The sequence below is a fragment of the Clostridium chauvoei genome (assembly GCF_002327185.1).
Taxonomy (GTDB): Bacteria; Bacillota; Clostridia; order Clostridiales; family Clostridiaceae; genus Clostridium; species Clostridium chauvoei.
The window spans coordinates 2,252,884-2,277,710 of record NZ_CP018624.1 but is presented as its reverse complement, the minus strand read 5'-3'; the positions used below and the strand labels follow the sequence as shown (position 1 = coordinate 2,277,710).

Annotated in this window: 19 protein-coding genes and 1 pseudogene; 9 read left to right on the top strand and 11 right to left on the bottom strand. The window is 28.6% G+C overall.

The annotated features are described in order from the left end of the window. Positions 1–75: 75 nt before the first annotated feature. The 4 genes from BTM21_RS10635 to BTM21_RS10620 all read right to left on the bottom strand — a co-directional run bounded on the left by BTM21_RS10635 (position 76) and on the right by BTM21_RS10620 (position 3,232). Positions 76–696 (bottom strand): ABC-2 transporter permease, encoded by a 621-nt coding sequence (locus tag BTM21_RS10635; protein WP_079481068.1) that lies wholly within the window; start codon positions 694–696, stop codon positions 76–78. Further along, the gene (locus tag BTM21_RS10630) at positions 693–1,541 is read right to left on the bottom strand and encodes an ABC transporter ATP-binding protein (RefSeq protein ID WP_021874706.1); all 849 of its coding nucleotides are present in this window, start codon (positions 1,539–1,541) and stop codon (positions 693–695) included. Before BTM21_RS10630 ends, BTM21_RS10635 begins: the two co-directional genes overlap by 4 nt. Before the next feature lie 3 nt (positions 1,542–1,544). Beyond that, positions 1,545–1,919: a GntR family transcriptional regulator gene (locus tag BTM21_RS10625; RefSeq protein WP_079481069.1), complete on the bottom strand. Its 375-nt coding sequence runs from the start codon at positions 1,917–1,919 to the stop codon at positions 1,545–1,547. Positions 1,920–2,053: 134 nt separating this feature from the next. Further along, positions 2,054–3,232 (bottom strand): cation diffusion facilitator family transporter, encoded by a 1,179-nt coding sequence (locus BTM21_RS10620; protein ID WP_021874708.1) that lies wholly within the window; start codon positions 3,230–3,232, stop codon positions 2,054–2,056. A 182-nt stretch (positions 3,233–3,414) separates the two neighbouring features. Between BTM21_RS10620 and BTM21_RS10615 the strand changes: the two genes are divergently transcribed. Further along, complete coding sequence (locus tag BTM21_RS10615; protein ID WP_021874709.1) at positions 3,415–4,710, top strand: M18 family aminopeptidase; 1,296 nt, start codon at positions 3,415–3,417, stop codon at positions 4,708–4,710. Positions 4,711–4,856: 146 nt separating this feature from the next. After that, on the top strand, positions 4,857–13,349 hold the full coding sequence (locus tag BTM21_RS10610) for a GH36-type glycosyl hydrolase domain-containing protein (RefSeq protein WP_021874710.1): 8,493 nt from the start codon (positions 4,857–4,859) through the stop codon (positions 13,347–13,349). Positions 13,350–13,569: 220 nt separating this feature from the next. On the opposite strand, the gene BTM21_RS10605 is transcribed toward BTM21_RS10610, so the two are convergent. From BTM21_RS10605 to BTM21_RS10595, 4 genes are all read right to left on the bottom strand, one after another. Then, the gene (locus BTM21_RS10605; protein WP_096145438.1) at positions 13,570–13,800 is read right to left on the bottom strand and encodes an IdeS/Mac family cysteine endopeptidase; all 231 of its coding nucleotides are present in this window, start codon (positions 13,798–13,800) and stop codon (positions 13,570–13,572) included. Between the two features lie 32 nt (positions 13,801–13,832). Then, positions 13,833–13,979 (bottom strand): hypothetical protein, encoded by a 147-nt coding sequence (locus BTM21_RS13720; protein WP_161493127.1) that lies wholly within the window; start codon positions 13,977–13,979, stop codon positions 13,833–13,835. 203 nt (positions 13,980–14,182) lie between these two features. Beyond that, positions 14,183–14,503 carry a dockerin type I domain-containing protein gene (locus BTM21_RS10600; RefSeq protein ID WP_096145437.1) on the bottom strand — a complete coding sequence of 107 codons (321 nt, stop codon included), beginning with the start codon at positions 14,501–14,503 and terminating at the stop codon, positions 14,183–14,185. A gap of 15 nt (positions 14,504–14,518) precedes the next feature. Beyond that, positions 14,519–15,775 carry an IdeS/Mac family cysteine endopeptidase gene (locus BTM21_RS10595; protein ID WP_021874712.1) on the bottom strand — a complete coding sequence of 419 codons (1,257 nt, stop codon included), beginning with the start codon at positions 15,773–15,775 and terminating at the stop codon, positions 14,519–14,521. Positions 15,776–16,276: 501 nt separating this feature from the next. Here BTM21_RS10595 and BTM21_RS10590 point away from each other — a divergent pair. From BTM21_RS10590 to BTM21_RS10560, 7 genes and pseudogenes are all read left to right on the top strand, one after another. Further along, positions 16,277–16,966 (top strand): FadR/GntR family transcriptional regulator, encoded by a 690-nt coding sequence (locus BTM21_RS10590; RefSeq protein WP_021874713.1) that lies wholly within the window; start codon positions 16,277–16,279, stop codon positions 16,964–16,966. A 398-nt stretch (positions 16,967–17,364) separates the two neighbouring features. Further along, the gene (locus BTM21_RS10585; RefSeq protein ID WP_079481070.1) at positions 17,365–18,885 is read left to right on the top strand and encodes an L-lactate permease; all 1,521 of its coding nucleotides are present in this window, start codon (positions 17,365–17,367) and stop codon (positions 18,883–18,885) included. Positions 18,886–18,914: 29 nt separating this feature from the next. Further along, positions 18,915–19,703, top strand: a complete 789-nt coding sequence (locus BTM21_RS10580) for an electron transfer flavoprotein subunit beta/FixA family protein (protein ID WP_021874715.1) — start codon at positions 18,915–18,917, stop codon at positions 19,701–19,703. A gap of 12 nt (positions 19,704–19,715) precedes the next feature. Continuing rightward, positions 19,716–20,905 (top strand): annotated as a pseudogene (locus tag BTM21_RS10575) (electron transfer flavoprotein subunit alpha/FixB family protein). Between the two features lie 2 nt (positions 20,906–20,907). Beyond that, positions 20,908–22,308, top strand: a complete 1,401-nt coding sequence (locus tag BTM21_RS10570; protein WP_021874717.1) for an FAD-binding oxidoreductase — start codon at positions 20,908–20,910, stop codon at positions 22,306–22,308. Positions 22,309–22,609: 301 nt separating this feature from the next. Next, positions 22,610–22,699: a hypothetical protein gene (locus tag BTM21_RS14025; RefSeq protein ID WP_311195411.1), complete on the top strand. Its 90-nt coding sequence runs from the start codon at positions 22,610–22,612 to the stop codon at positions 22,697–22,699. Further along, positions 22,696–24,015, top strand: coding sequence for a sensor histidine kinase (locus BTM21_RS10560; RefSeq protein WP_096145436.1), 1,320 nt, complete (start codon positions 22,696–22,698; stop codon positions 24,013–24,015). Before BTM21_RS14025 ends, BTM21_RS10560 begins: the two co-directional genes overlap by 4 nt. 112 nt (positions 24,016–24,127) lie before the next feature. On the opposite strand, the gene BTM21_RS13715 is transcribed toward BTM21_RS10560, so the two are convergent. The 3 genes from BTM21_RS13715 to BTM21_RS10555 all read right to left on the bottom strand — a co-directional run bounded on the left by BTM21_RS13715 (position 24,128) and on the right by BTM21_RS10555 (position 24,810). Beyond that, a complete protein-coding gene (locus BTM21_RS13715; protein WP_021874720.1) occupies positions 24,128–24,268 on the bottom strand; it encodes a hypothetical protein in 141 nt (46 codons plus the stop codon). 78 nt (positions 24,269–24,346) lie between these two features. After that, a complete protein-coding gene (locus BTM21_RS13710; RefSeq protein ID WP_021874721.1) occupies positions 24,347–24,505 on the bottom strand; it encodes a hypothetical protein in 159 nt (52 codons plus the stop codon). 95 nt (positions 24,506–24,600) lie between these two features. Continuing rightward, complete coding sequence (locus BTM21_RS10555) at positions 24,601–24,810, bottom strand: hypothetical protein (RefSeq protein WP_021874722.1); 210 nt, start codon at positions 24,808–24,810, stop codon at positions 24,601–24,603. Positions 24,811–24,827: the final 17 nt, after the last annotated feature.

The window sequence follows — 24,827 nt, the reverse complement described above, 5'->3', positions numbered from 1 at the left end:
ATTTTCAAAGGGGAGATATGATTTTATAACTTAAAGAAAGCTGTATCAAAATATTTTGATACAGCTATTTTTTATCTATAAATCTTTATTTTTATATATATTTAAGGATATAAAAATTGATAATATAAGAACAACTAAAACTATAATAGGAGCTATAAATGGTGCAAAGTGTATTATTGTATTTATTGTTTCTTCACTTGGTTTAGATAAATTAAGTTTGGATATAGCTACAATTATAATAGTTGGACTAAAAAGTACAATCATCATAATTAATCTACCTTTTTCAACTCCAAATTTAAATAGAATAGGTAGAAGTATAGATATAAGTATTATTGAAATACCAAAGAATAGTAAAGATAGAGCTAAAGTTTCTTTAGATAATGAATTTGAAAAAATATTAAATAAAAAGCAAATTATAAATCCTAAAAAGGAACATAGTATTCCAAGTAGGTATTTGCTAATAATAATATCTTTACGATTTATTGGCATAGAAAGTGCATATCTATCCCAATTAGATCTTTCATCATAAGCCAATGCTGTAATAGGAAGCATGGCACAAAATATGCAAATTACTCCATTTAAAAATGAAGTATCCTTACTTGTAAAAGCTAGAAAGCCATAGAATATTATAAATGCTATATAAACCTTTGATTGTTTTTTCAAATTAAGTAAATCTTTTAATATTAAGCCACTCATTTTACAGTCTCCTTTACGTGATAAAGCATTATATCTTCAATAGATGGATTATCTATAATAAATCCTTTAGGAACTTTATTTTTTACTACTAAAGCCTCGATTCCAAAGGTATTTTTACGATAACCAATTACAAAATCTTTATTTATAGAATCAAATTCTTTAGTGCTACATTTTAGTAGTCCATATTTATCTAATAGTTCATCTTTAGATTCATTAAATATTAATTGTCCTTTGTGTATAAAAGCTATATAATCACATATCTTTTCAAGGTCACTTATTATATGCGATGAAATAAATATAGAATGGTTTTCGTCTTGAATAAAGTCTAAAAACACATCTAGAATTTCATCTCTAACTATAGGATCAAGTCCACTAGTAGCTTCATCTAAAATTAATAATTTAGGATTATGAGATAATGCGACAGCAATTGATAACTTCATTTTCATACCCTTTGAATAATCTTTAATAGATTTATTTTTAGGTAAAGAAAATTTAGAAGAGTACTTTTCAAAAACATCTTTATCCCAAGATTTATATGTTCTTTTCATGATTTTATCTATATCTGTGAGATTAAGATTTTCAGGAAAACAGCTTTCATCTAAAACAACGCCGATTTCTTCTTTTAAATTGTTGCTTAGAGATTTATTATCCGTACCCAATATTTTGATTTCACCATTATCTCTATGGATAATATCTAAAATAAGTTTAATAGTTGTACTTTTACCAGCACCATTTTCACCTATAAATCCTGTAATGCACCCAGTAGGTACATTTAAATTTAAATTTTTAAGAGAAAAGTCAGTATAGTTTTTGCTTAAGTTTTTAATTTCTAAAATATTAGTCAACTTTTATTCCCCCTTATAAATAAGCGTTAACATTTCTATGAGTTCATTAAGGCTTATTCCACATGTAATTGCAGATTCAGAAATATCTTGCATAAGGTTTTCTATATTTTTAAGATGTTCTTCTTTAACTAAATCTATATTCTTAGTAGCTACAAAACTTCCTTTACCTGTAATAGATACAATAAACCCATCACGTTCTAGTTCCTCATAAGCACGTTTTGTAGTAATAACGCTTATTCTTAATTCTTTTGCAAGTAATCTCATAGATGGCAAAGCATCGCCTTCTTTTAGTTCACCAGAAATAATCATACTTTTTATCTGTAAACAAATTTGTTCATAGATAGGTTGGCCAGTTGAATTACTAATAATAATATTCAAATCCTATCACTCCTGTAAAATATAATATTATATTGTATATATTCATTATATATAATGTGTATAATTTGTCAATAAAATAAAAAGCCCTTACTAATAAATTTATTAGTAAGGGTATCTTTTAAATTTAGATGTTTTTAAACAAAATCATAATCTACTGTTATAACACAGTTATATTGAGGATGTTCTTCTCTTATACTCTTTTTAATTTCTTCAACCATAATATCCAATTTAGTTTGACTTAGTTTTTCGGAAGGACTAAGAACTATATCAAAAATAAGATTTTTAATTTCTCCTTCTCCAACAACTCTAAAGTCATGCATAGATTTTATTGCAGGATATTTTCTAAGAGTTTTTGCAACACAATCCCAAGCTTCTTGAATTTCATCTGTAACTACACAAATAGGATCCATATGGATAACTAAGTGTAAATCTAATTCTTTAGAAATTTGTCTTTCAGCTTTATCTATTACATTATGAATTTCCATAATATCTATATCAGACGGAATTTCTGCATGGATAGAGGCGATAACTCTTCCAGGTCCATAGTTATGAACTATTAAATCGTGAACTCCTGTAATATTTTCATAAGATAAGACCATTTCACAAATACTATTTACAAGCTCAGCATCAGGTGCTTCACCAAGTAGAGGATTAAGAGTCTCACGAACAAGACTAAATCCAGCATAAAGTATTGCAAGTGCAACTAAGATTCCAATATAACCATCTATAGGAAAATCTGTAAACTTAGCAATGAAAAAAGAAATAGCAACGGTACTTGAAGTAAAAACATCTCCAAGAGCATCAGTAGCAGCTGCTTTTAATGCTGAAGAATTAATCTTATTTCCAAGAAATTTATTAAAACTTGATAGCCAAATTTTAAATCCTATAGAAATTAAAAGTAGTATAAATGGAACGAGTTCAAAGTTTATAGCTTGAGGATTTAAAATCCTTTCAAAGGAAGATCTTATAAACTGAACACCAACAAGCATAACCATAAAAGCTACTATTAATGCAGATAAATATTCAATTCTACCGTGTCCAAAAGGATGCTCTGCATCAGCTGGCTTATTTGCCATTTTAAAACCTATTATAGTAATAATAGAAGAGGCTGCGTCAGATAAGTTGTTAAAAGCATCAGCGGAAACTGCAATTGATCCAACAAGCATACCTACTGAAAATTTAATTAAAAATAATAAAGAATTAATTATAATACCAATTATTCCACCAAGAGTACCGTAAGCATTTCTAACCTTTTGATTTTTAGTATTTTCATTATCTTTTACAAAGGTTTTTACTAAAAAATTTGAAATCATTAAATCACTTCCAATCTATATAAATATTTTTTCTTAAATATAAGTTTATATACAAAGACTAACTGAGATAATTAAATTTGTCTAGAAAAATTTTGAAAATATTTTACCTGAATTAGGAGTGGTTTTTATTATATGGTATAATAAAAGATGAAATTTTTATTAATTAAGAAAGGACGTTAAAAATGGAGAGACAATTAGCTTTAGATTTAATAGATTTTTTATATGAAAGTCCATCAGCATTTCATAGTGTACTTACTGTAAAAAATGTGTTAGATTCAAATGGTTTTAAAGAAATTAAAGAGAGTGATAAATGGAACTTACAAAAAGAAGGTAAGTACTATGTAAGAAAAAATGATTCAGCTGTTATAGCTTTTGTTGTAGGTAATGATGATTTAGCTAATAATGGATTTAGACTTATAGGTGCTCATACTGATGCACCAGGCTTTAGAATTAAACCAAATCCAGAAATGACTGTTGAAGGTAAATACTTAAAATTAAATACAGAAGTATATGGAGGACCAATATTATATACTTGGTTTGATAGACCTTTAGGGGTTGCAGGTAAAGTAATAGTAAAGGGTGAAAATCCACTTAAACCTGTAACTAAATTAGTTAATATAGCTAAGCCATTACTTATAATTCCAAGCTTAGCAATTCACATGAATAGAACTGTTAATGAAGGATTTGATGTAAATAGACAAAAAGATACTCTTCCTTTATTAGGTTTAATAAATGAAAAGTTTGAAAAGGACAACTATCTAATTAAAATATTAGCAGAAGAGCTAAAGATTAATGTTGAAGATATAATGAGCTTTGATTTAGGACTATATGAAGTTGAAAAAGGTTGTTTAATGGGAATGAATGAAGAACTTATATCAACAGGAAGACTTGATGATATGTGGATGGTTTATGCAGGAGTGAAAGCTTTAGTAGATAGTAAAGTAAATGCTGCTACTAAAGTTATGGTTTGCATAGACAATGAAGAAATAGGAAACTTAACAGCTCAAGGTGCAAGTTCAATATTATTAATAAATATATTAGAAAGAATTGCATTAGCATTAGGACATGATAGAGAAGATTTCCATAGAACTTTATCAAATTCAATTATGATATCAGCTGATTTAGCTCATGCAGTACATCCAAATTCAGGAGAAAAGCATGACCCAACTAATAGACCAGTATTAGAAGGTGGTCCAGTATTAAAGATAGCAGCTGCAGGAAGCTATAGCACAGATAGTTTTAGTGGAGCAGTATTTGAAGGTGTATGTAAAGCAGCAAATGTTCCATATCAAAAGTTTGTAAACAGATCAGATGTAAGAGGTGGAACAACAATAGGACCTGTAACAGCAGCAGGATTAACAATTCCAGTTATAGATATGGGTTCACCAGTACTTTCAATGCACTCAATAAGAGAACTTGCAAGTGTTAAAGATAATTACTATACAGTTAAAGCATTTACAGAATTCTTTAATTTATAGGATAAGTTAAAAAGTCTGTAGGAGAATAAAATCAATTATTCTTCTATGGGCTTTTTTGTTTGAAAAAATACTTATATATATGAGTAATATATGGATAGTTGGGAATAATAACCGTATTATGAGTATAAGTAAGGAGATGTGTATTTATGAGAGATAAAGATTCATTAAGCTGTAGAAAAGCTGTTATAGCAGAGTTAAATCAAGCTTTTAAGGGAATAGTACATAACCATAAATACCTAAATAAGCAGTTTAAGCAGGGGGAGGAGATTATAGGTTCAGGTGAATGGTTATTAGACAATATTTACCTAATAGAAAAAGAATACAAAGCCATAAAGTTTAATCTTCCATCAAGTTATTTTGATAACTTGCCTTCTGAAAATAAAAATGGGGCAGGATGTCCTAGAATTTACGATTTAGCTAAAGAATATGTAAAGATAAACCAAGGAATAATCAAAGAAGAAGAAATTATAAAGTTTATAAACAAACAAGATATAGATTTCACTATGGGAGAACTATGGGCATTTCCATTAATGATTAGAATATCGTTAATAATAAATCTTGCAAAGATAACTAACGATATGATTATTCTACAAAAACAAAGATCGGGAGCTAGAGCTTTAGCAAATACAGTAGTAGATTCATATAATCATGGTAAGCTAGATTCTCTATTATTAAAGTTGGAGAAGGAATATCCTTTAAGTAATGTATCAGAAAAAAATCAAGTTGTTGAAGAATATATGGGTGATTCCGAAAAGCTACATGATGGTTTATTTTCATCAGAATTTATAGAAAATTTCTTTAGGGTATTAAGAGATAATTCCATAGAAGATGAAAGAATATTTAAGTTTATTAAAGAGAGAGTAGACAGTAGTAAAGATAATAGTTTACAAAAAAATATAGTCAAAGAAGGAGTTATAGAAACATCAATTGGAAGTATAATAAGTTCTTTAAGACTTATAGATGCAGTAGATTGGAAAAATTATTTTAATAATACTTCAAAAGTAGAAGAAATTTTAAGAGAAGATCCTGCTGGAACCTATGAAAACATGGACTTTAAGACAAAAGATCATTATAGGCATAGGGTAGAAGAACTTTCTAGGATATTAAATATTTATGAATTAAATTTAGCAAAAAAGGTATTAGAATTATCACAAAAGGCAATAAATGAAGATAGGGAATTATTTAAAACCCATGTTGGATATTATCTAATAGATGATGGTGTCGATGAACTTTTAGAGAAATTTTATGAGAAACGAAAAGTAGACTATAAAATGTCTCAAAGTAAATATTTAATAATGATATTATTAATAACGCTACTTATAAACTTTGGAGTACTAACTCTTACTTATCTAACAGGAGTTAGATTTACCCCACTAGAATATATAATAGCTTTTTTAATAATGATAATACCATCTAGTGAAATAACTATAGCTTTATTTAACTGGAATATAGCAAAGATAGTACCACCAACACATATACCAAGGATGGATTTTAAAGATGGCATACCAGAGGAAGAAAAAACAATAGTAATAATTCCAAGTTTATTAACATCAAAAGAGCGAACAAAGGAGTTATTAAGACAGCTTGAGGTTTATTATTTAGCAAATAGAGATAAAAATATTTATTATGCTTTACTTGGAGATTTTAAAGATTCCATTACAGAAAATAACAGCATGGATAAGGAAATAAATCAGCAAGGCATAGAAGAAGTTAAAAGATTAAATAAAAAATATTTTAAAGACTCTAAAGATCACTTTTTCTTTTTAAATAGAAAAAGGGTATTTAATGAAAAGGAAAAGGTCTATATGGGCTATGAAAGAAAAAGAGGAAAAATCATGGAATTCATAGCTTTGCTAAAAAACGATGGTAAAACAACTTATAACGTAATAAGTAGCAATATAGATTCCTTAAAAAATGCTAAGTACATAATAACACTAGATGCAGATACAGTACTTCCAATGGGTGCTGCAAAAAGTTTAATTGAAGCTATGAGTCATGTGTTAAACACTCCATATATATCTGATGGGAGAGTTACTAGAGGATATGGAATAATGCAACCTAAGGTTTCAGTAACCTTAGAAAGTAAAAACAAAACATATTTTTCTAAGATATTTGCAGGAGAAGCAGGGGTAGACGGTTACTCAACAGCATCTTCAGATACATACCAAGATATATTTGGAGAAGGAATTTTCACAGGCAAGGGTATTATAAATATAAATGCATTTTATGATACCTTAAAAAATGAAATACCAGATAATAAGGTCCTATCCCATGATTTATTAGAAGGTTCTTATGCTAGATGTGCCTTAGTAACAGATGTAGAAGTTGTAGATGGATATCCAGCTTACTATTTATCTAGTTGCTTAAGACTACATAGATGGGTTAGAGGAGATTGGCAAATTTTAAGATGGCTATTTTCTTCAAAGCTTAATTTAATTTCAAAATGGAAAATTTTTGACAATTTAAGAAGGAGCTTACTTGCACCTACTTTATTAATAGGATTAATACTAGCATTAACTATATTTAAAACATCAGGACAAATAATGATATTATTATTTTTAGCAATAATAATACCACTGGTATTTACAGTTACAGACTTTGTAGTAACTCCTAAAAACAAACTTATGGGAACCTTCAAAAATCTAAAACAAATAGTTTTGATTTTAAGTTTCATTCCATATCAAACATATTTAATGTTAGATGCTATAATAAGGACTTTATTTAGATTAACTATATCAAAAAAGAATTTATTACAATGGCAAACAGCAGAAGATGCTGAAGCCTCTGTAGTTAATACATTAGGAAATTATTATAAAAAAATGTGGATATCACCTATAGTTGCGTTAATAGTATTATTCTTATCTTTAGGTAATGAACCATTGATAGGGTTAACTAATTTGATACTAGCAGTACTTTGGGGGATAGCACCAGCTCTAGCATATAATATATCAAGAGTTCAATGTATAGAAGAAGAACCATTAAAGTCAGAGGATGAAGAGCTTTTAAGAGAAGTAAGTAGGAGTATTTGGGCTTATTATGAGGATTTTGTAAATGAAGAAAATAATTATTTAGCGCCTGATAATTATCAGGAAAAGCCATTTAAAGGGGTAGCTCATAGAACATCTCCAACAAATATAGGCATGGGATTATTAACAAATCTTATTGCTTATGATTTAGCATATTTACCACTAGGTGGAGTAGTAAGTAGACTTGAGATGGTTTTAGATGGAATGAGAGGATTAGAAAAATTCCATGGACATTATTTAAATTGGTATGACACAAAAACAAAAGCACCACTATGGCCTAGATATGTATCAACAGTAGATAGTGGGAATCTTTTAGGTTACTTATGGATAATAAGTGAAACTTTAAAAGAATTAAAAAATAAACCTTTGATAAGAAAGGAAGAAATACTATCAATAAAAGATACTTTTAAGTTAATAAGGTCAGAAGAAAAAATAGAAGTTTTTGATATGTTACCAGATGAGGTAGAGCTTAATGATTATAAAGAGCTTCTACAAGAAGAGCTAAATTTAATAAATGATACATTGAAAAATATAGACTCTAAAGATGAAAAGTCAGTAAAAGAACATTATTGGATTAATAAACTTAAAAAAGAAATTGAATTTAAATTAGATTTTTATGATTATCTATTTAAAGGAATAGAAGAATTAATAATAGATAAATTTAATGATGAAGAGGTACCTTCTTTAATAGGATTAATAAATTATTTAAAGGAAGTAAAGAGTTCATCAGGAGAAGAATATCAAGATATAATACTAAGAAAAATTAACAATATTGAAGATTTTAAAGAGAGAATAGATAGATTAATTTCAGAAATCCAAAGCATTATGGATGATATGGATTTTAAAGTAGTATTTAGCAAAGAGAGAGGATTATTTGCCATAGGATATAACTTAGAAGAAAATTCTCTAGGAAATTCATACTATGATTTAATGGCATCAGAAGCAAGGGCAGCTTCATTTTTAGCAATAGCTAGAGGCGAAGTGCCAAAGGATCATTGGTATAATTTAAGTAGGAATATGACTAAGGCTTTTGGAAATAAGAGTTTAGTGTCTTGGAGTGGAACGATGTTTGAGTATTTTATGCCATTCCAAATAATGAAAAATTTTGATAATACTCTTTGGGATTTAACATATTCATCAGTAATAAAATCACAAAAGGCTTATGCTGAAAAAAAGGGCATTCCATTTGGAATTTCAGAATCGGCTTTTTATGAATTTGATGTAGCACAAAATTATCAATATAAGGCATTTGGAGTTCCAGGAATAGGACTAAAAAGAGGATTAGAAGATGAGTTAGTTGTATCACCCTATTCAACTATAATGACATTACCTTACGAAAAAACAGGAGCTATTGAAAACTTAAAGCTTTTAAAAGATATAGGAGCTTTTGGTAGATATGGATATATAGAAGCAATAGACTATACAAAGCAAAGAATAGGTAGTGGAGAAAATGATAAAGAAGTAAGATGTTATATGGTACATCACTTAGGTATGTCCCTAATGGCCCTAGATAATCTTTTAAATAAAAACATACTGCAACAAAGATTTCATAGGATACCAGAAATAAAAGCAGTAGAATTATTGCTACAGGAAAAGATACCTCAAAATATAACATTTGAAAGAGAAGTAGATATTCATACTCCAGATGTGACAATAAGAAAAGAGGATTTTGTTCCAAGAATTATAAAAGGAGCAAAAAGAGAAAATCCAGAAGTTCTTATTTTATCAAATGGAAGTTACTCAACTATGATCACTCAAACTGGTAGTGGTTACTCTAAAAAAGATGATATGACAGTATATAGATGGAAGGGTGATAGCACAACAGATTCAACAGGGATGTTCTTCTATATAAAAAATTTAAATTCAAATGATTATTGGAGTGCAACCTATGAACCATGTAAGGAAACACCCGATAACTCTAGTATTGAATTTACAATAGATAAGGCAAATTTTAAAAGAAAAGATGGCAGTGTAGAAACTAGTTATGAAGTATCACTTTCACCAGAAGATAATGTTGAAATAAGAAAAATAACTCTTAAAAATACAGGTGAAAAGGAAAGAACTATAGAGATAACAAGTTATCTTGAAGTAACTCTTCAATCCTTTGAAGGAGATGCTGTTCATCCAAGCTTTTCTAATTTGTTTATAAGTACTGAATATGATGAAGAAACTCATAGCTTAATAGGTAATAGGCGTCCAAGAGCTAAGGGAGCAAGAGTTCCATATATTGTTCATACAATATCAGGGGAAGATAATATAGAAGGTGCATTAACTTATGAAACATCAAGAATAAACTTTATAGGAAGAGATAGAGATTTAAAATCACCTAAGGTTATGGATAATGATGCACCACTTCAAAATACTACAGGAATAGTATTGGATCCTATAATGAGTATAAGAGCAAGAGTTAGGTTAGAAGCTGGAGAGGAAAAAGAAATATACTATATAACAGCTGTAGGAGATTCAAAAGAACAAGTAATAGATTTAGCTAAAAAATACAAAGCTATTAAGAAGATAGAAAAAGAAATATCAGCTGCTAATTATGCAAATCAATTAGAGCTAAAATATATAGGTATAAAATCAGCACAAGCTAATATATATCAAAGCTTAGCTTCTTATATATTATTTTTACATAGTGGTAGAAAAAATAGAGAAGAGTACATTAAAAATATAAATATGAGTCAAGAAAATTTATGGGCTTATGGAATATCTGGAGATTTACCAATTGTAATGCTTTTAGTAGAAAATGAAGATGATTTAAGTCTTGTAAGACAGGTAGTAAATATGCATTATTATTGGAAAACTAAAGGGTTAAAAGTAGATTTAATAATATATAATGAAGAAGAAGTATCTTATGAAGAACCATTACAAAAAAGTATTGGGGACGTAATAAGAAATTCAAGAGAAAGAGATAACATAAATAAAACAGCAGGTATTTTTATACATAATAAAGCAACTATGGGTGAGGATATTAAAAACTTTATAGTTGGGATAGCTAGATTATATATAAATTCAACTAATGGAACATTAATAAAGCAAATAAACGAATTAGAAACAAATGAACCACAAAGCTATATTAGACATAAGGAGTTATATAATGAAAAGAGAGTAAATGTTAATGTTATTGAAGAAGACGTAGACTGCTCAAATATAACTTCAGAAGGTGAAGTTAGTTCGAATAATTTTGAAACTTCTAAGGTAAATAAAAAGAGAACTTATGATTTTGATGAAAGAAATTTAGACTTCTTTAATGGTTATGGAGGATTTAATCCAAAAGATAAAAGTTATGTTATAAGACTTAAAAACTATGAAAATACTCCAGCACCGTGGATCAATGTTATTTCAAATGAAGATTTTGGCTTCCATATATCTGAGGCGGGAGCATCATATACCTGGTGTGGAAACAGTAGGGAAAACAAAATAACGCCTTGGAGTAATGATTGGGTAATGGACCCATTAGGAGAAGCTTTATATATAAGAGATGATAAAACAGGAACTTATTTTAGCATAACTCCAAAACCAGTAAGGGATGGAGGAGAGTATATTATAGAGCATAGCTTTGGGTACTCTACTTTCAAACATACTGCATATAATATAAGTGGAGAACTTAAGGCCTTCTGTCCAAAAGGTGAAAAAGTTAAGCTTTATAAAGTAACTGTGGAAAATCTATCAAATCAAAATAAAGAGCTGACACTATTCTATTACGCACAATTAGTACTTGGAGTATACAATTATGGTAGTGCAAAAAATATAAGTACCTATATACAAAGAGATTATATATGGAGCCAAAATCCTTATTCAAAATATTTTGGTAAGCTAAAGGCATATTTATCAATGCAAGGAGGAGAAGAACAAAGATTTACTGGAGATAGAAAAGAATTTATAGGAATCGGTGAAGATTTAAGTACTCCTTTAGCATTACATAAAGATAGTTTATCTAATTCAGCAGGTGCTATTTTTGATCCATGTTTAGCTTCTTCTGTAAAGATTAAGTTATTACCTGGAGAGAAAAAAGAAATTGTTGTAATGTTAGGGCAAGAAGAAAATTTAGAGTTAATACAAGAAAAGATAAATAAATATAGAAATATAGAAAATGTTGATAAAGCTTTAGACAACGTAAAAGGTTATTGGGCAAATTTCCTAGGAAATATACAAGTAAAGACACCAGATCCATCTATGGATTATCTTTTAAATGGATGGCTAATGTATCAAACTTTAAGTTGTAGGTATTTATCAAGAACGGCCTTTTATCAATCAGGTGGAGCATATGGATTTAGAGACCAATTACAGGATTCTATGTCTATAGGAATATTAAATCCTAAAATTACAAGGGATCAAATATTAAGAAGTGCTTCAAGACAATATGTAGAAGGAGATGTTCAACATTGGTGGCATCCAGTAGTAAACTCAGGAATAAGAACAAGATTCTCAGATGATTTATTATGGTTACCTTATGTAACTATAGAATATATTAAATCTACAGGAGATTATGATATTTTATATGAAAAAGCACCTTATTTAGAGGATGAACCTTTAAGAGATGGTGAAGATGAAAGATATACTATAGTAAATCAATCAACAAAAGAGGGTACTATTTATGAACACTGTCTAAAAGCTATAGATAGGGGATTAAATTTTGGAGCACACAATATACCACTTATGGGTAGTGGTGATTGGAACGATGGAATGAGTACCGTTGGAAACGAAGGAAAAGGTGAGAGTGTATGGCTTGGATGGTTCTTATATAAAATATTAGATGGATTTAAAGATATATGTGAACATATGAAAGATGATGAAAAGAAACAAAGATATATAGCTTTCCAAGATTTTATAAGAGAAAATCAAGAAAAGAATGCTTGGGATGGTGGTTGGTACAGAAGGGCATACTTTGATGACGGTACACCATTAGGCTCAATACAAAACGATGAATGTAAAATAGATTCCCTTGCACAAAGTTGGTCTATAATTTCAGGTGCAGGAAAGCGTGAAAGAGTAGAAGAAGCAATGGAAGCTGTAGATAGATATTTAGTAAGTAAAGATAAGGGATTAATAATGTTGCTTGCACCACCATTTGATAAATCTAATTTAGAACCTGGATATATAAAGGGCTATGTAGCAGGTGTTCGTGAGAATGGAGGCCAATATACTCATGCTGCAGTTTGGGTTATATTAGCATTAACTAAATTAGGGTTAGGAGATAAAGCATGCAAATATTATAATATGATTAATCCAATAAACCATACTAATACAGAACTTCAAGCAAGAAATTATAAGGTTGAACCTTATGTAATGGCAGCAGATGTTTATATAAAAGAACCTCATGGTGGTAGAGGTGGTTGGAGCTGGTACACAGGCGCTTCAGGATGGATGTATAAAGTAGGTTTAGAAGATATACTTGGGGTTAAAAAAGTAGAAGGAAAAGGTTATAAAATTAAACCTTGTATTCCTGATACTTGGAATGAATATGAAATAAGTATAAGAGACGAAGAGGGGCAATATAATATAAAAGTAAAACGTGGAGATGAAAAAGGTATAACTATTAATGGAGTTCCATTAGATGGGGATTTAATTCCAAAATCTATAGGAAGTCATGAAATCATAGTAGTTATATAAATAAAAGCGATTAATTAAATAAAGAGTAAGTAGTTTTAGATTAAAGTAAACTACTTACTCTTTTAATTTATTTAAGAATATATAATATTAAGTTATTATTTTTAATATATGTAATAGAGTTAATTTTTCTTAAAGTATTCTTTCTATTGGGCTTTTTGTAAACTGAAAGTTTTGCCACTGTATTATTCTATTTCCCATTATAGTTAGTAGTTCTAGTTATTCAATTAGAATCTTTAACAGTTTTATAATATTTTATTCCGTAAAGAATATCCTTTGATATTTTGAACTTTTTACCATTAGAATCAATTACATAGATTCCAAGGAGATTTCCAGATTTATCAAAGCTAGCTCCCAAAAGTGTAATAACATTATTAGAATAGATACCTATATTGTTATTAGAAACTCCTAAAGACTTATCCTCTTGTAACCAATCTAAAAGCCTAATATTCAATAGATGATATATTCTTACATAAGATTTATTAATTAAATTGTCTTCTTTTTTGGTACACCATTAAAAAATCCTGTTCTAGTATCAAGAGATGGAGAAGTTGGTAACCCCATACCAGATCCATTTATATACAATAATAATGTTTTATCATTTGGTGCTAAATTGTTACGAGAAGATTCCATTTTTAATTTATTGATATCATACGAATCTTGTCCAGGTTTCCAGGAATCAACATTTATACTATAGTTAGCGCCTAAATTAAGATTAGTAAAATCACTTTCAGCTGGAGGGGTAATTCCTTTTACCCATACATTGTAAATTTGCTTACCATCTGAATCTACAGTAGTAGTTATATTTTTATTATTAGATATTAGCTTTTTAAGTTTTAACGCATTTTTAGATGATTTTTTTTAGGTTTTTTTATATCATTACGTTTTGAAATTTTAATGATATCAAATATATCAATAATCCCATCATTATTAAAATCAAATTTTTCATTCCAATTTGGAGAACTATTTTTTATATTATAGTATTTTGAAATTTCATTAATATCAAGTTCATTAATAACGGAATCATTATTAAGGTCATATTTGGAATCATAGTTTAATGCAGGGGAATCTGCATAAGTAGTTAAAGTTTTTGAAAAGTTTAGTGACAATATACTTGCAAGTAAAATTGCACTAATTATTTTAGTTTTTTTTAGCATTTATCTACCCTCCATTTAATTATTATCTTTCTTAAAGTATTCTTCCCATTGGTCTTTTCCTAAATTGAAAGAATATAAAACTGAAAGTTTTGCGCCCCTATTATTTTCTTTTCCATTATAGGTAGTCATTCTAGCTCTTCCATTAGGATCTTTAACGGTTCTATAATATTTCATTCCATAAAGAACATTATCTGATATTTTAGATTTTTCATCATCAGAATCAGTTACATAGATTCCAAGAAGATTTCCAGCTTCATCAAAGCTAGCTCCCCAAAGTGTAATAATGTGATTATAATTGACACCTACATTTTCATGAGAAATTCCTAATACCTTATCCTCTTGTAACCACTCTAAAAGCCTAGTGTTCAATAGGTCGTACGGTCCTATATAACATACATCAGTTAAATCTTCTTGTTTAAATATTCCACTAAGAAATCCTGCTCTAGTATCAATATATGGAGAAGTTGGCAAGCCTATACTAGATCCATTTATATACCATAATAATGTTTTAACACTTGATAGTACATTGTTACGGAAATACTTCTTTAGTAGATTAAAAATATCACTATTTTTTTGATCGTGGAAGGTTGATGATGTACGAATATGGAGGGATTTATCTAAATTTTTACCGTTTTCTGGATTTTGAGCTAAATATCTATCTATATACTCTTTATTTTGGTCTAACCACCAATGTAGCATATTAGTAGCAACAGCTCCACTACAAAAAAGGTTATCTCCTGATCCACCTTTTACTTTATTGATATCATACCAACCTTGTCCAGGTTTCCATGGAGCAACATTTATGCTATAGTTAGCTCCTAAATTAAGAGTAGTAAAGTCACTTTCACTTGGAGGAGTAATTCCTTTTACCCAGACATTGTAAATTTTTTTACCAGCTGCATCTCCAGTAGTGGTTACATTTTTATTAGCAGCTAGTAGATTTTGAAGTTCTAAAGTATTTTTAGATAAATTTTTTTCAGGTTTTTTTATACCATTACGTTTTGAAATTTTAATAATATCAAATATATCAATAACACCATCTTTATTAAAGTCAAATTTTTCATTCCAATCTGTAGAAGATTTTTGCTTGTTATAATATTTTGAAATTTCATCAATATCAAGTTCATTGATAATAGAGTCATTATTAAGGTCGTATTTAGAGTCATAGTTTGGGTCAGATGAATCTGCATAAGTAGTTAAAGTTTTTGAAAAGGTTAGTGACAATATACTTGTAAGTAAAATTGCACTAATTATTCTAGTTTTTTTTATCATTAGGTCACCCCTTTTTAATAATTTTTTATGTAATTTATACAAATAATATCAAAAGTCAACATTTATTTGAATTTGAAATTTTTCTTTTAATTATTATAAAAGTTTATCCTTAAGCATATCAAATTTTATTATAATAGATATATTTATTAAGTTACTTTGGTTAAATAAATTATAGAGAAATTTAGAATGGTAGTTTAATGAAGTTTGATTTATACTAGTGATTAAAACCATTTAAAAAGTTAGTACTAATATACTAACTAGTAAAATTATACTACTTATTTTATTTATTTTCAACATTTATCAACTTATTTCGAGTAATTTATTTATAATTTTTGCGAAATATATAATATTAATATATTTAATAATAATTAGAGCTGATAAAAATATTATATTTTGTATAAATGGAGTCAATAGAGAAATACCATAGTGCTTTTTATAAAAATGTTTTCATGTTAATATTAAAATATGTAATAGAATTTAATTTTTATTGGGGGTGTTATAATGTTTAATCAAGTTAAAAATACAAAGGTATATGAACAAATTGTAGAACAAATAAAATCAATGGTTGAGGATGAGATTCTTAAAAAAGGGGATAAGCTTCCTTCAGAAAGAGTTATGGCAGAAGATCTTGGAGTAAGTAGAGCATCAGTTAGAGAAGCTTTAAGAGCCTTAGAAGTTGTTGGTTTAATTGAAAGCAAACAGGGTGCAGGAAATTATATAAAAGAAGATTTTGGTGGGTTAATTTCAGAACCATTATCTATAATGTTTATGTTACAAGGAAGTGACCCAATAGATATATTTGAATTAAGAGAAGTTATAGAATTAGAAACGGTAGTATTAGCAGCAAGAAAAATAACAGACACACAACTTGAAGGCATAAAAGATATATTAAATGAATTAAAAGAGAATTTTGATGAAGATCAAAATGTAATTTTAGATAAGAAGTTTCACTATATGATTGCAGAGGCATCAGGAAATAAGTTAATAATAGATGTTTTAGAGGTCCTATCCCAATTAATTGATAATTTTATAAAGGATTCAAGAAAAAATATATTAGCAGATACGTCTAATAAAGAAGAGCTTGATAAATTACATGATAAATTATATGATGCTATAAAAAATAGAGATGAAAGCAAAGCTCATTATATTATGAAGGAGCATTTTAGTTTAATAAAAAGGTATATAAGTTAATAGAGGTCTAAAAGCTTAGTAATTTAATTTACATAATAAAAGGGTTAAATAAATAACAAAAATAGGTAGTATAGTAAAAAAATAAAAAATATAAAAATTTTTTAAAATTAGGAATATAGGCATTTAGCCTATATTTTTTTTGAAATTATTTATAATTTAAATATGTTAACAAAATAACAATTATAGAAAATATAGGAAAAGTGATATATAATAATACTTGAAATTGGTCATACCATTTTACCGCTATAAAGTATGAACCAATTTATGAAGTTTTATTCGCAGATTTATTAATAAAACTAAACTTTATAAATTATTTTGTTAATAAATTTTACTTTCTTTTGGTATTGGTGTGAGCTGGATTTTTAAGCATATATCCATATTTGAAGAGGGGTGTGGGAATGAACGAATATTTAATGTTTTTTATTGCTTTATTGCCTATAATATTACTAATTGTTGCCCTTGGAGTTTTTAAGATACCAGGTCACAAGATTTGTCTAATAGCATTAGTTTTCACAATAGTATTATCAATGATAGGATGGAAAATGCCTTTTACTGTATCTTTATCAGCTGCATTAGAAGGAATAGTACTAGCTTTATGGCCTATAATGCTTGTAATTATAGCAGCAGTATTTACTTATAATCTATCAGTTCATACTAAGGGTATGGATACTATAAAAAAAATGTTAACTAATGTAACAACAGACAAACGTATTTTAGTATTAATATTGGCATGGGGATTTGGTGGATTCCTTGAATCTGTAGCTGGTTTTGGTACAGCAGTTGCTATACCAGCTAGTATATTGACTGTATTAGGATTTAATCCTGTATTTGCTGCAATTATATGTTTAGTTGCAAATACAACTCCAACAGCTTTTGGAGCAATAGGATTACCTATAAACACCTTAGCTAAGCTTACAAATTTAACTCAAACACAGCTTAGTAATGCAGTTTCAATACAATTATTCTTATTTGTTGTTTTTATTCCTATGGCATTAGTTATGATAACAGGTAAGAGTTTTAAAGCAGTTAAAGGGGTGCTTTTTATAACATTAGCTTCAGGATTAGCCTTTGCAATTCCACAAGCTATATTTGCTAAATATTTAGGAGCAGAGCTACCAGCAGTTTTAGGTTCAGTAATATCATTAGCTGTAACTATATGGATGGCTAAAACATTCCATAAAGATAAACAAAATGATAGTAGCAATGAAAAGGTTTCCTTAAAGCAAGGTGTTATTGCATGGTCACCATTTATATTGATATTAGTTCTAATACTTATATCAAGCCCTTTGTTCCCAAGTGTAAATGGAGCTTTATCTTCAATTAAAACTTCAGTAAACATTTACCAAGGACAAGGTGCTAGCCCTTATACATTTACATGGATTGGAACACCAGGAGTTTTGATTTTAATATCAGGCTTTATAGGTGGAGCAATTCAAGGTGCTAAATTAAAAGAAAAGTTAGGGGTATTAGGTAGCACTATAAAACAAATGAGTAAGTCAGGGATAACAATCCTATCAATCATAGCATTAGCTAAGGTTATGGGATATAGTGGAATGATTAAATCTATAGCTGTTATTTTAGTTATGATTACAGGAAGATTCTATCCTGCAATAGCACCATTAATAGGTGCATTAGGAACATTTATAACAGGTAGTGCAACTTCATCAAATGTATTATTTGGTGGACTTCAGGTTGAAGCTGCAAAATCTTTAGCAATTGATCCTTGTTGGTTAGCAGCAGCTAATACAGCAGGAGCAACAGCAGGAAAGATAATTTCACCACAAAGTATAGCAGTTGCAACAGCAGCTACAGGTATAGCAGGAGAAGAAGGAAAGATATTAAATTCAACTATTAAATTCTTTTTGGCTTATGTAATCATACAGGGAATAATTACATTCCTTGGCGCAGCTTTATTTTAAAAAAATGGGTAGAATGGAGGAGAACTGTAATGAATATAGTAGTTTGTATTAAACAAGTTCCAGGGACTTCAAAGGTAGAAGTAGATGAAAAAACAGGAGTATTAAAAAGAGATGGTATAGATTCAAAAATGAATCCATATGATTTATATGCTCTAGAGACAGCTCTACAAATAAAGAATAAAGTTGGAGGTGCTATAAAAGTAATCAGTATGGGACCACCACAAGCTATGGATGTTATAAAAGAAGCTTTTGCAATGGGAGCAGATGAAGGAACATTAGTATCAGATAGAAAATTTGCAGGGGCAGACGTTCTTGCAACTTCATATACATTATCACAAGGTGTAAGAAAAGTAGGAGATATGGATCTTATTATTTGTGGAAAACAAACAACAGATGGAGATACAGCACAAGTTGGACCAGAAATGGCAGAATATCTTGGTATCCCACATGTAGCAAACGTTAGACAAATCTTAGAAGTTAACGAAAAATCAATTACAGTAGAAATGGATATGCCAGATACTGTAGAGGTTTCAGAAGTTAAATTTCCTTGCTTAATAACTGTTGAAAAGGATATTTTCCAACCAAGACTACCTTCTTATAAGAAGAAAGTAGCAACTAAGGATAGAAAAATAAATGTTATTGCGTTAAAAGATTTTGAAGATAAAGATGAGAAAAAATACGGTCTAAATGGATCACCAACTCAGGTTGAAAGAATATTCCCACCAGCATCAAATGATGCACATGAAATGTGGAATGATAAGCCAGAAGAATTAACTGAAAAAATAGCATCTAAGTTAAAAGAGTTAAAATTCATTTAGGGGGGATATGTAATGGCAAAGCTTGTTATAAATCAAGATAAAGTAGGAGATATAAACGAATTAATAAAAATATGTCCATTTGGTGCATTAGAAAATAATAATGGAAAATTAGAAATAAATGCAAGTTGTAAAATGTGTAAATTATGCGTAAGAAAAGGACCTAAGGGTGCTGTAGAATACGTAGAAGAAGAAGTTAAAAAATAGATAAGAGTAAATGGAATGGTGTTGCAGTTTATGTAGACCATGTAGATGGAGAAATTCATCCAGTTACTTTTGAACTTATAGGAAAAGCTAGAGAGTTAGCTAAAAAGATAAATCATAAAGTTTATTGTGTTTTCATTGGTACAAATATAAAGGACAAGGCTGAAGAATTACTTCACTATGGAGTAGACGAAGTCTTTGTTTATGACAAACCACAATTAAAGTACTTTACAATTGAACCATATACTGCAGCTTTTGCTGAATTTATAAATGCAGTTAAGCCATCATCTATACTTGTTGGAGCTACAACAGTTGGTAGATCACTTGCTCCTAGAGTTGCAGCAAGATTTAGAACAGGTTTAACAGCAGACTGTACAATACTTGATATTAAAGAAAACACAGATTTAGTTCAAATAAGACCAGCCTTTGGTGGTAATATAATGGCTCAAATAGTTACACCAAACTCAAGACCACAAATGGCAACAGTAAGATACAAAGTTATGTCTGCTCCAGAGAGAGAAGAAGAAATTAAAGGAAAAGTAACTATCTGCGAAGTAGATGATTCAAAATTAAATTCTAATATAGAAGTTCAAAAAGTTACAAAGAAAGAAAAAGAACACAGCATTTCAGAAGCAGAAGTAATTGTTGTTGCTGGAAGAGGGGTTAAGGCAGAAAAAGACCTTAAGATGATAGAAGAATTAGCTGATCTTTTAGGTGGAGAAGTAGCTTGCACAAGACCTTTAATAGAAGCTGGATGGTTTGATGCTAAGAAACAAGTTGGATTAAGTGGTAGAACAGTAAGACCTAAGTTAATAATCACTTGTGGTGTATCAGGAGCTGTACAATTTACAGCAGGTATGAATAATTCAGATTATATCTTTGCTATAAATAAAGATGAAAAAGCACCTATATTTGAAGCTGCTCACTATGGAATAATTGGAAACATATATGAAGTAGTTCCACAATTGATTGAAAAAATCAAAATGGAGAAGGGAGAATAGTTATGAGTTACAAAAAAGTTGATAAACATGATATAGAATATATTAGTTCAGTTATAAATGATAGCGAAAGAGTTTTTGTTGGTGAAAATATAAGCGAAGATTATAGCCATGATGAACTTGGAGCTGTAAAACAAATGCCTGAAATAGTAGTTCAAGTATTAGAAACAGAAGAAGTTTCTAAAATAATGAAATATGCTTATGAAAATAATATCCCAGTAACTCCAAGAGGATCAGGAACAGGATTAGTTGGTTCAGCAGTACCACTACATTCAGGAATAATCATAGATTTAAGTAAAATGAACAAAATGTTAGAGTTAGATGAAGAAAATCTTACTTTAACTTTAGAACCAGGTGTACTACTTATGGAAATAAGTAAATACGTAGAAGAACATGACTTATTCTACCCACCAGATCCAGGTGAAAAAACTGCAACTATTGGTGGTAATATCAGCACTAATGCAGGTGGTATGAGAGCTGTTAAGTATGGTGTTACAAGAGACTACGTAAGAGGTCTTGAAGTTGTTCTTCCAAATGGTAAAGTAGAAAACTTTGGAGGAAAAGTAGTTAAAAATAGTTCAGGATATAGCTTAAAAGATTTAATGGTAGGTGCAGAAGGAACTTTAGGAATAGTTACTAAAGCTACATTAAAGTTATTACCATTACCTAAGAAAGCTATTAGTTTATTAATACCATTTAAAGATTTAGATACTGCAATTGAAACAGTTCCAAAAATAATTAAATCAAAAGCTATTCCAACAGCTATAGAATTTATGGAAAGAGCAGCTATAGTATCAGCAGAAGAATTCCTAGGAAAGAAATTCCCAGATAATTCTTCAGATGCATATTTATTATTAACTTTTGATGGAAACTCAAAAGAAGATATAGAAAAAGATTATGAAAAAGTAGCTGATATATGCTTAAAGGAAGGCGCATTAGACGTATTTATTTCAGATACAGATGAAAGACAAGAATCAATTTGGTCAGCAAGAGGAGCATTCCTAGAAGCTATAAAAGCATCAACTACTGAAATGGATGAAGTTGACGTTGTTGTACCAAGAAATAAAGTTGCAGAATTCGTTAAATTTACAAAAGACGTAGAAAAGCAATTTAATATAAGAATTAGAAGTTTTGGACATGCTGGAGATGGTAATCTTCACGTTTATATATTAAGAGATGAATTAACAGAAGAACAATGGCATGAAAAACTAAATGCAGTAATGGAAACTATGTATAATAAATCAAAAGAACTAAATGGAAAAGTATCAGGAGAACATGGTATAGGTTTTGCTAAAAAAGGATACTTACATGAAGCAATTGGAGATGAAATGATAAATATAATGGCTGGAATTAAAAAAGCATTCGACCCTAAGAATCTATTAAATCCAGGAAAAGTTTGTCAATAAAGTTTAAGATTTAAAAAAATGCACATCCTCTAAAAATAGTTTTAATAAAGTCTTGTAAGTGTTGTATTGAAGTAATCAGAACATTTACAAGGCTTTTTCAATATATTAATGAAAAAAATTTTCAGAAAAATTTTTTTTAAGTAACCTATTTTACTAAAAGTTTGGTAAAATATAAGTATATATTAGGGTTTGGGAGTATTATACATGAAAAATATTTTAATTATTGAGGATGAGAAACAACTTCTAGAAATATCAAAATTGTATTTAGAAAAAGAAGGATACAAGAACTGTAGATACTCATATAAAAAAACTAAGAGAGAAAATAACTCTTTTTCAGAGAAATTTAAAAACGGTATGGAGGGTAGGGTATAGCCTTACAATTGAGAAATGAAGAAAATAACATTAAAGATGATAAAGTATATGGTTATACTAAATTTAGTATCTGCATTGCTAGGTTTTTCTTTAACATGGTTATTATTACCTAGTGTATATAATAATAATGAATTTAAGTTATTAGAGGAAACTAGCAAGTATGTGATTGAATGCATAGAAAATAATGAACCTGTATCTTTAGATAATATATCAGCAGTTTTATTGAAAAATGGAGAGGTAGTAAATCTATGCAAAAATAAAAACAAACAAATAAAAAACATTGATTTTTTTAGTTTAGAAACACAAGAAATATATAATTCTAAAAATGGAAATACATATATTACGTATAAAGTAGAAACTCCATATGGAGACTTAGTAATTTATAAAGGGTATGAAGCAACAGAACAATTAATAAAAAGTGTAAATACAATAATGGTATTTATATTTATACTTTTATTAGTATTTTCAGCTATTTTAGCTATATATGTAGGAGATAAATTTACGGATCCCATAATAAAAATACAAAATAAAGCAAAAGATATAGCTAAAGGAATATATTCAAGTAGCTATAAAATTGAAGGTAATGATGAAATTTCAGATTTATCTAGCAGTATTGAAGAAATGGCTAAAGATCTTAAAACTAAAGATAATCTTCAAAGAGAATTTATTGCAAATGTAAGTCATGACTTAAAGACGCCATTAAGTGTTATTAGAGCTAATAGTGAAGCTATAAGAGATGGAATTATCCCTGAAGATAAGTTGGTAGAATATAGCGAGAGTATAATTAATGAGGTAGATAATTTAAATGAATTAGTTGATGAAATGTTACTATTAAGTAGGTTAAAAGAAGATAACAAATTCTTAAATTTAAAAAACCAATCCTTAAAAATGTTTTTATATGAGAGCTTTAGAAGACTTGTAAATGCTAATAATAGAATTAAAAATGTAAAATATAAAATAGATACAAGAATAGATAATTTAGAAAAATTTAATGTAGATATAGATGAAAAATATTTATTTAGAGTAATAAGCAACTTATTCAACAATGCATTAATCCATTCAAAAACTAAAGAAATAACATTAAAAGTAGAAACAACTAATTTAGGCATAAAGGTTGGAGTTAGAGATTTTGGAATAGGAATTAAAGAAGAAGAGTTAAAATTTATATGGGATAGATATTATAAAGGGAATATAAGCGGAGGCATAGGTTTAGGATTAGCTATATGCAAAGAAATAATAGTAGCTCACGGATTTATTTATGGTGTAGAAAGTAAAGTAAATAAGGGAACAGAATTTTATTTTACAATTCCATATGATTTAATAGTGGAAGTTTAATTTTCACAGTTTCATCACAAATTAATCAAAAAATCATTAAATCTTAAATATAAATAGAGGCTATAGTGAATGACTATAGCCTCTATTTATATTACAACAATTAAACATTAAATTAATATTCTCTAGACTTTAGATAGCTATGATTTTCTTTTCCATCATTAAAATAAGACTTTGTATTTGAATCATCTAAAGTTATTTTATTAGGATATCCAAAGGATTTTATGTTGTTACTTTTTTTAGAGAAACTTAACATAACAATATACCTCCTAACGTAAATTTAAAAAGTGTTTCTTTTGAAACACCTTTTAAAATATTAAAAGTAAGATAAAACTTAATATAGTTGATTAGTTTTACTTTTTCTTGTTATTTGATCCTTTGCAGGATATTTATAAAAAGAAGTAGCTATATTAGTAGAATTAACAGGATCTGCAATTTCTTTTCCTACTGAAGGTATAGTTCCGTTAGTTCTATTTTTTTTATTGTTAGACATATAAATCACTCCTTAATATTCATTAAGTATATGAGAGATAAGTTAAATTATATTTATGCAACTTTTTTTAGTCAGTATAATACATTTTAAAATTATTAGGGATTTACATTTAAATCCTTATCTACATCAACATGCTCAGTATAATCAAATTCAGATGTAACAATATTATTTACAACTATAGGATCTTCAATGGTACTTGGGATTTTTGTAGTACCATTAGTTTTTCCATGACTTTCAAGAGCGTGTTTAGGTGGTTCATAATTAGTTCTCTCTGTTGGTAAATAAGTAGTATATTTTTTTGTCATATTAAATCCCTCCTTTC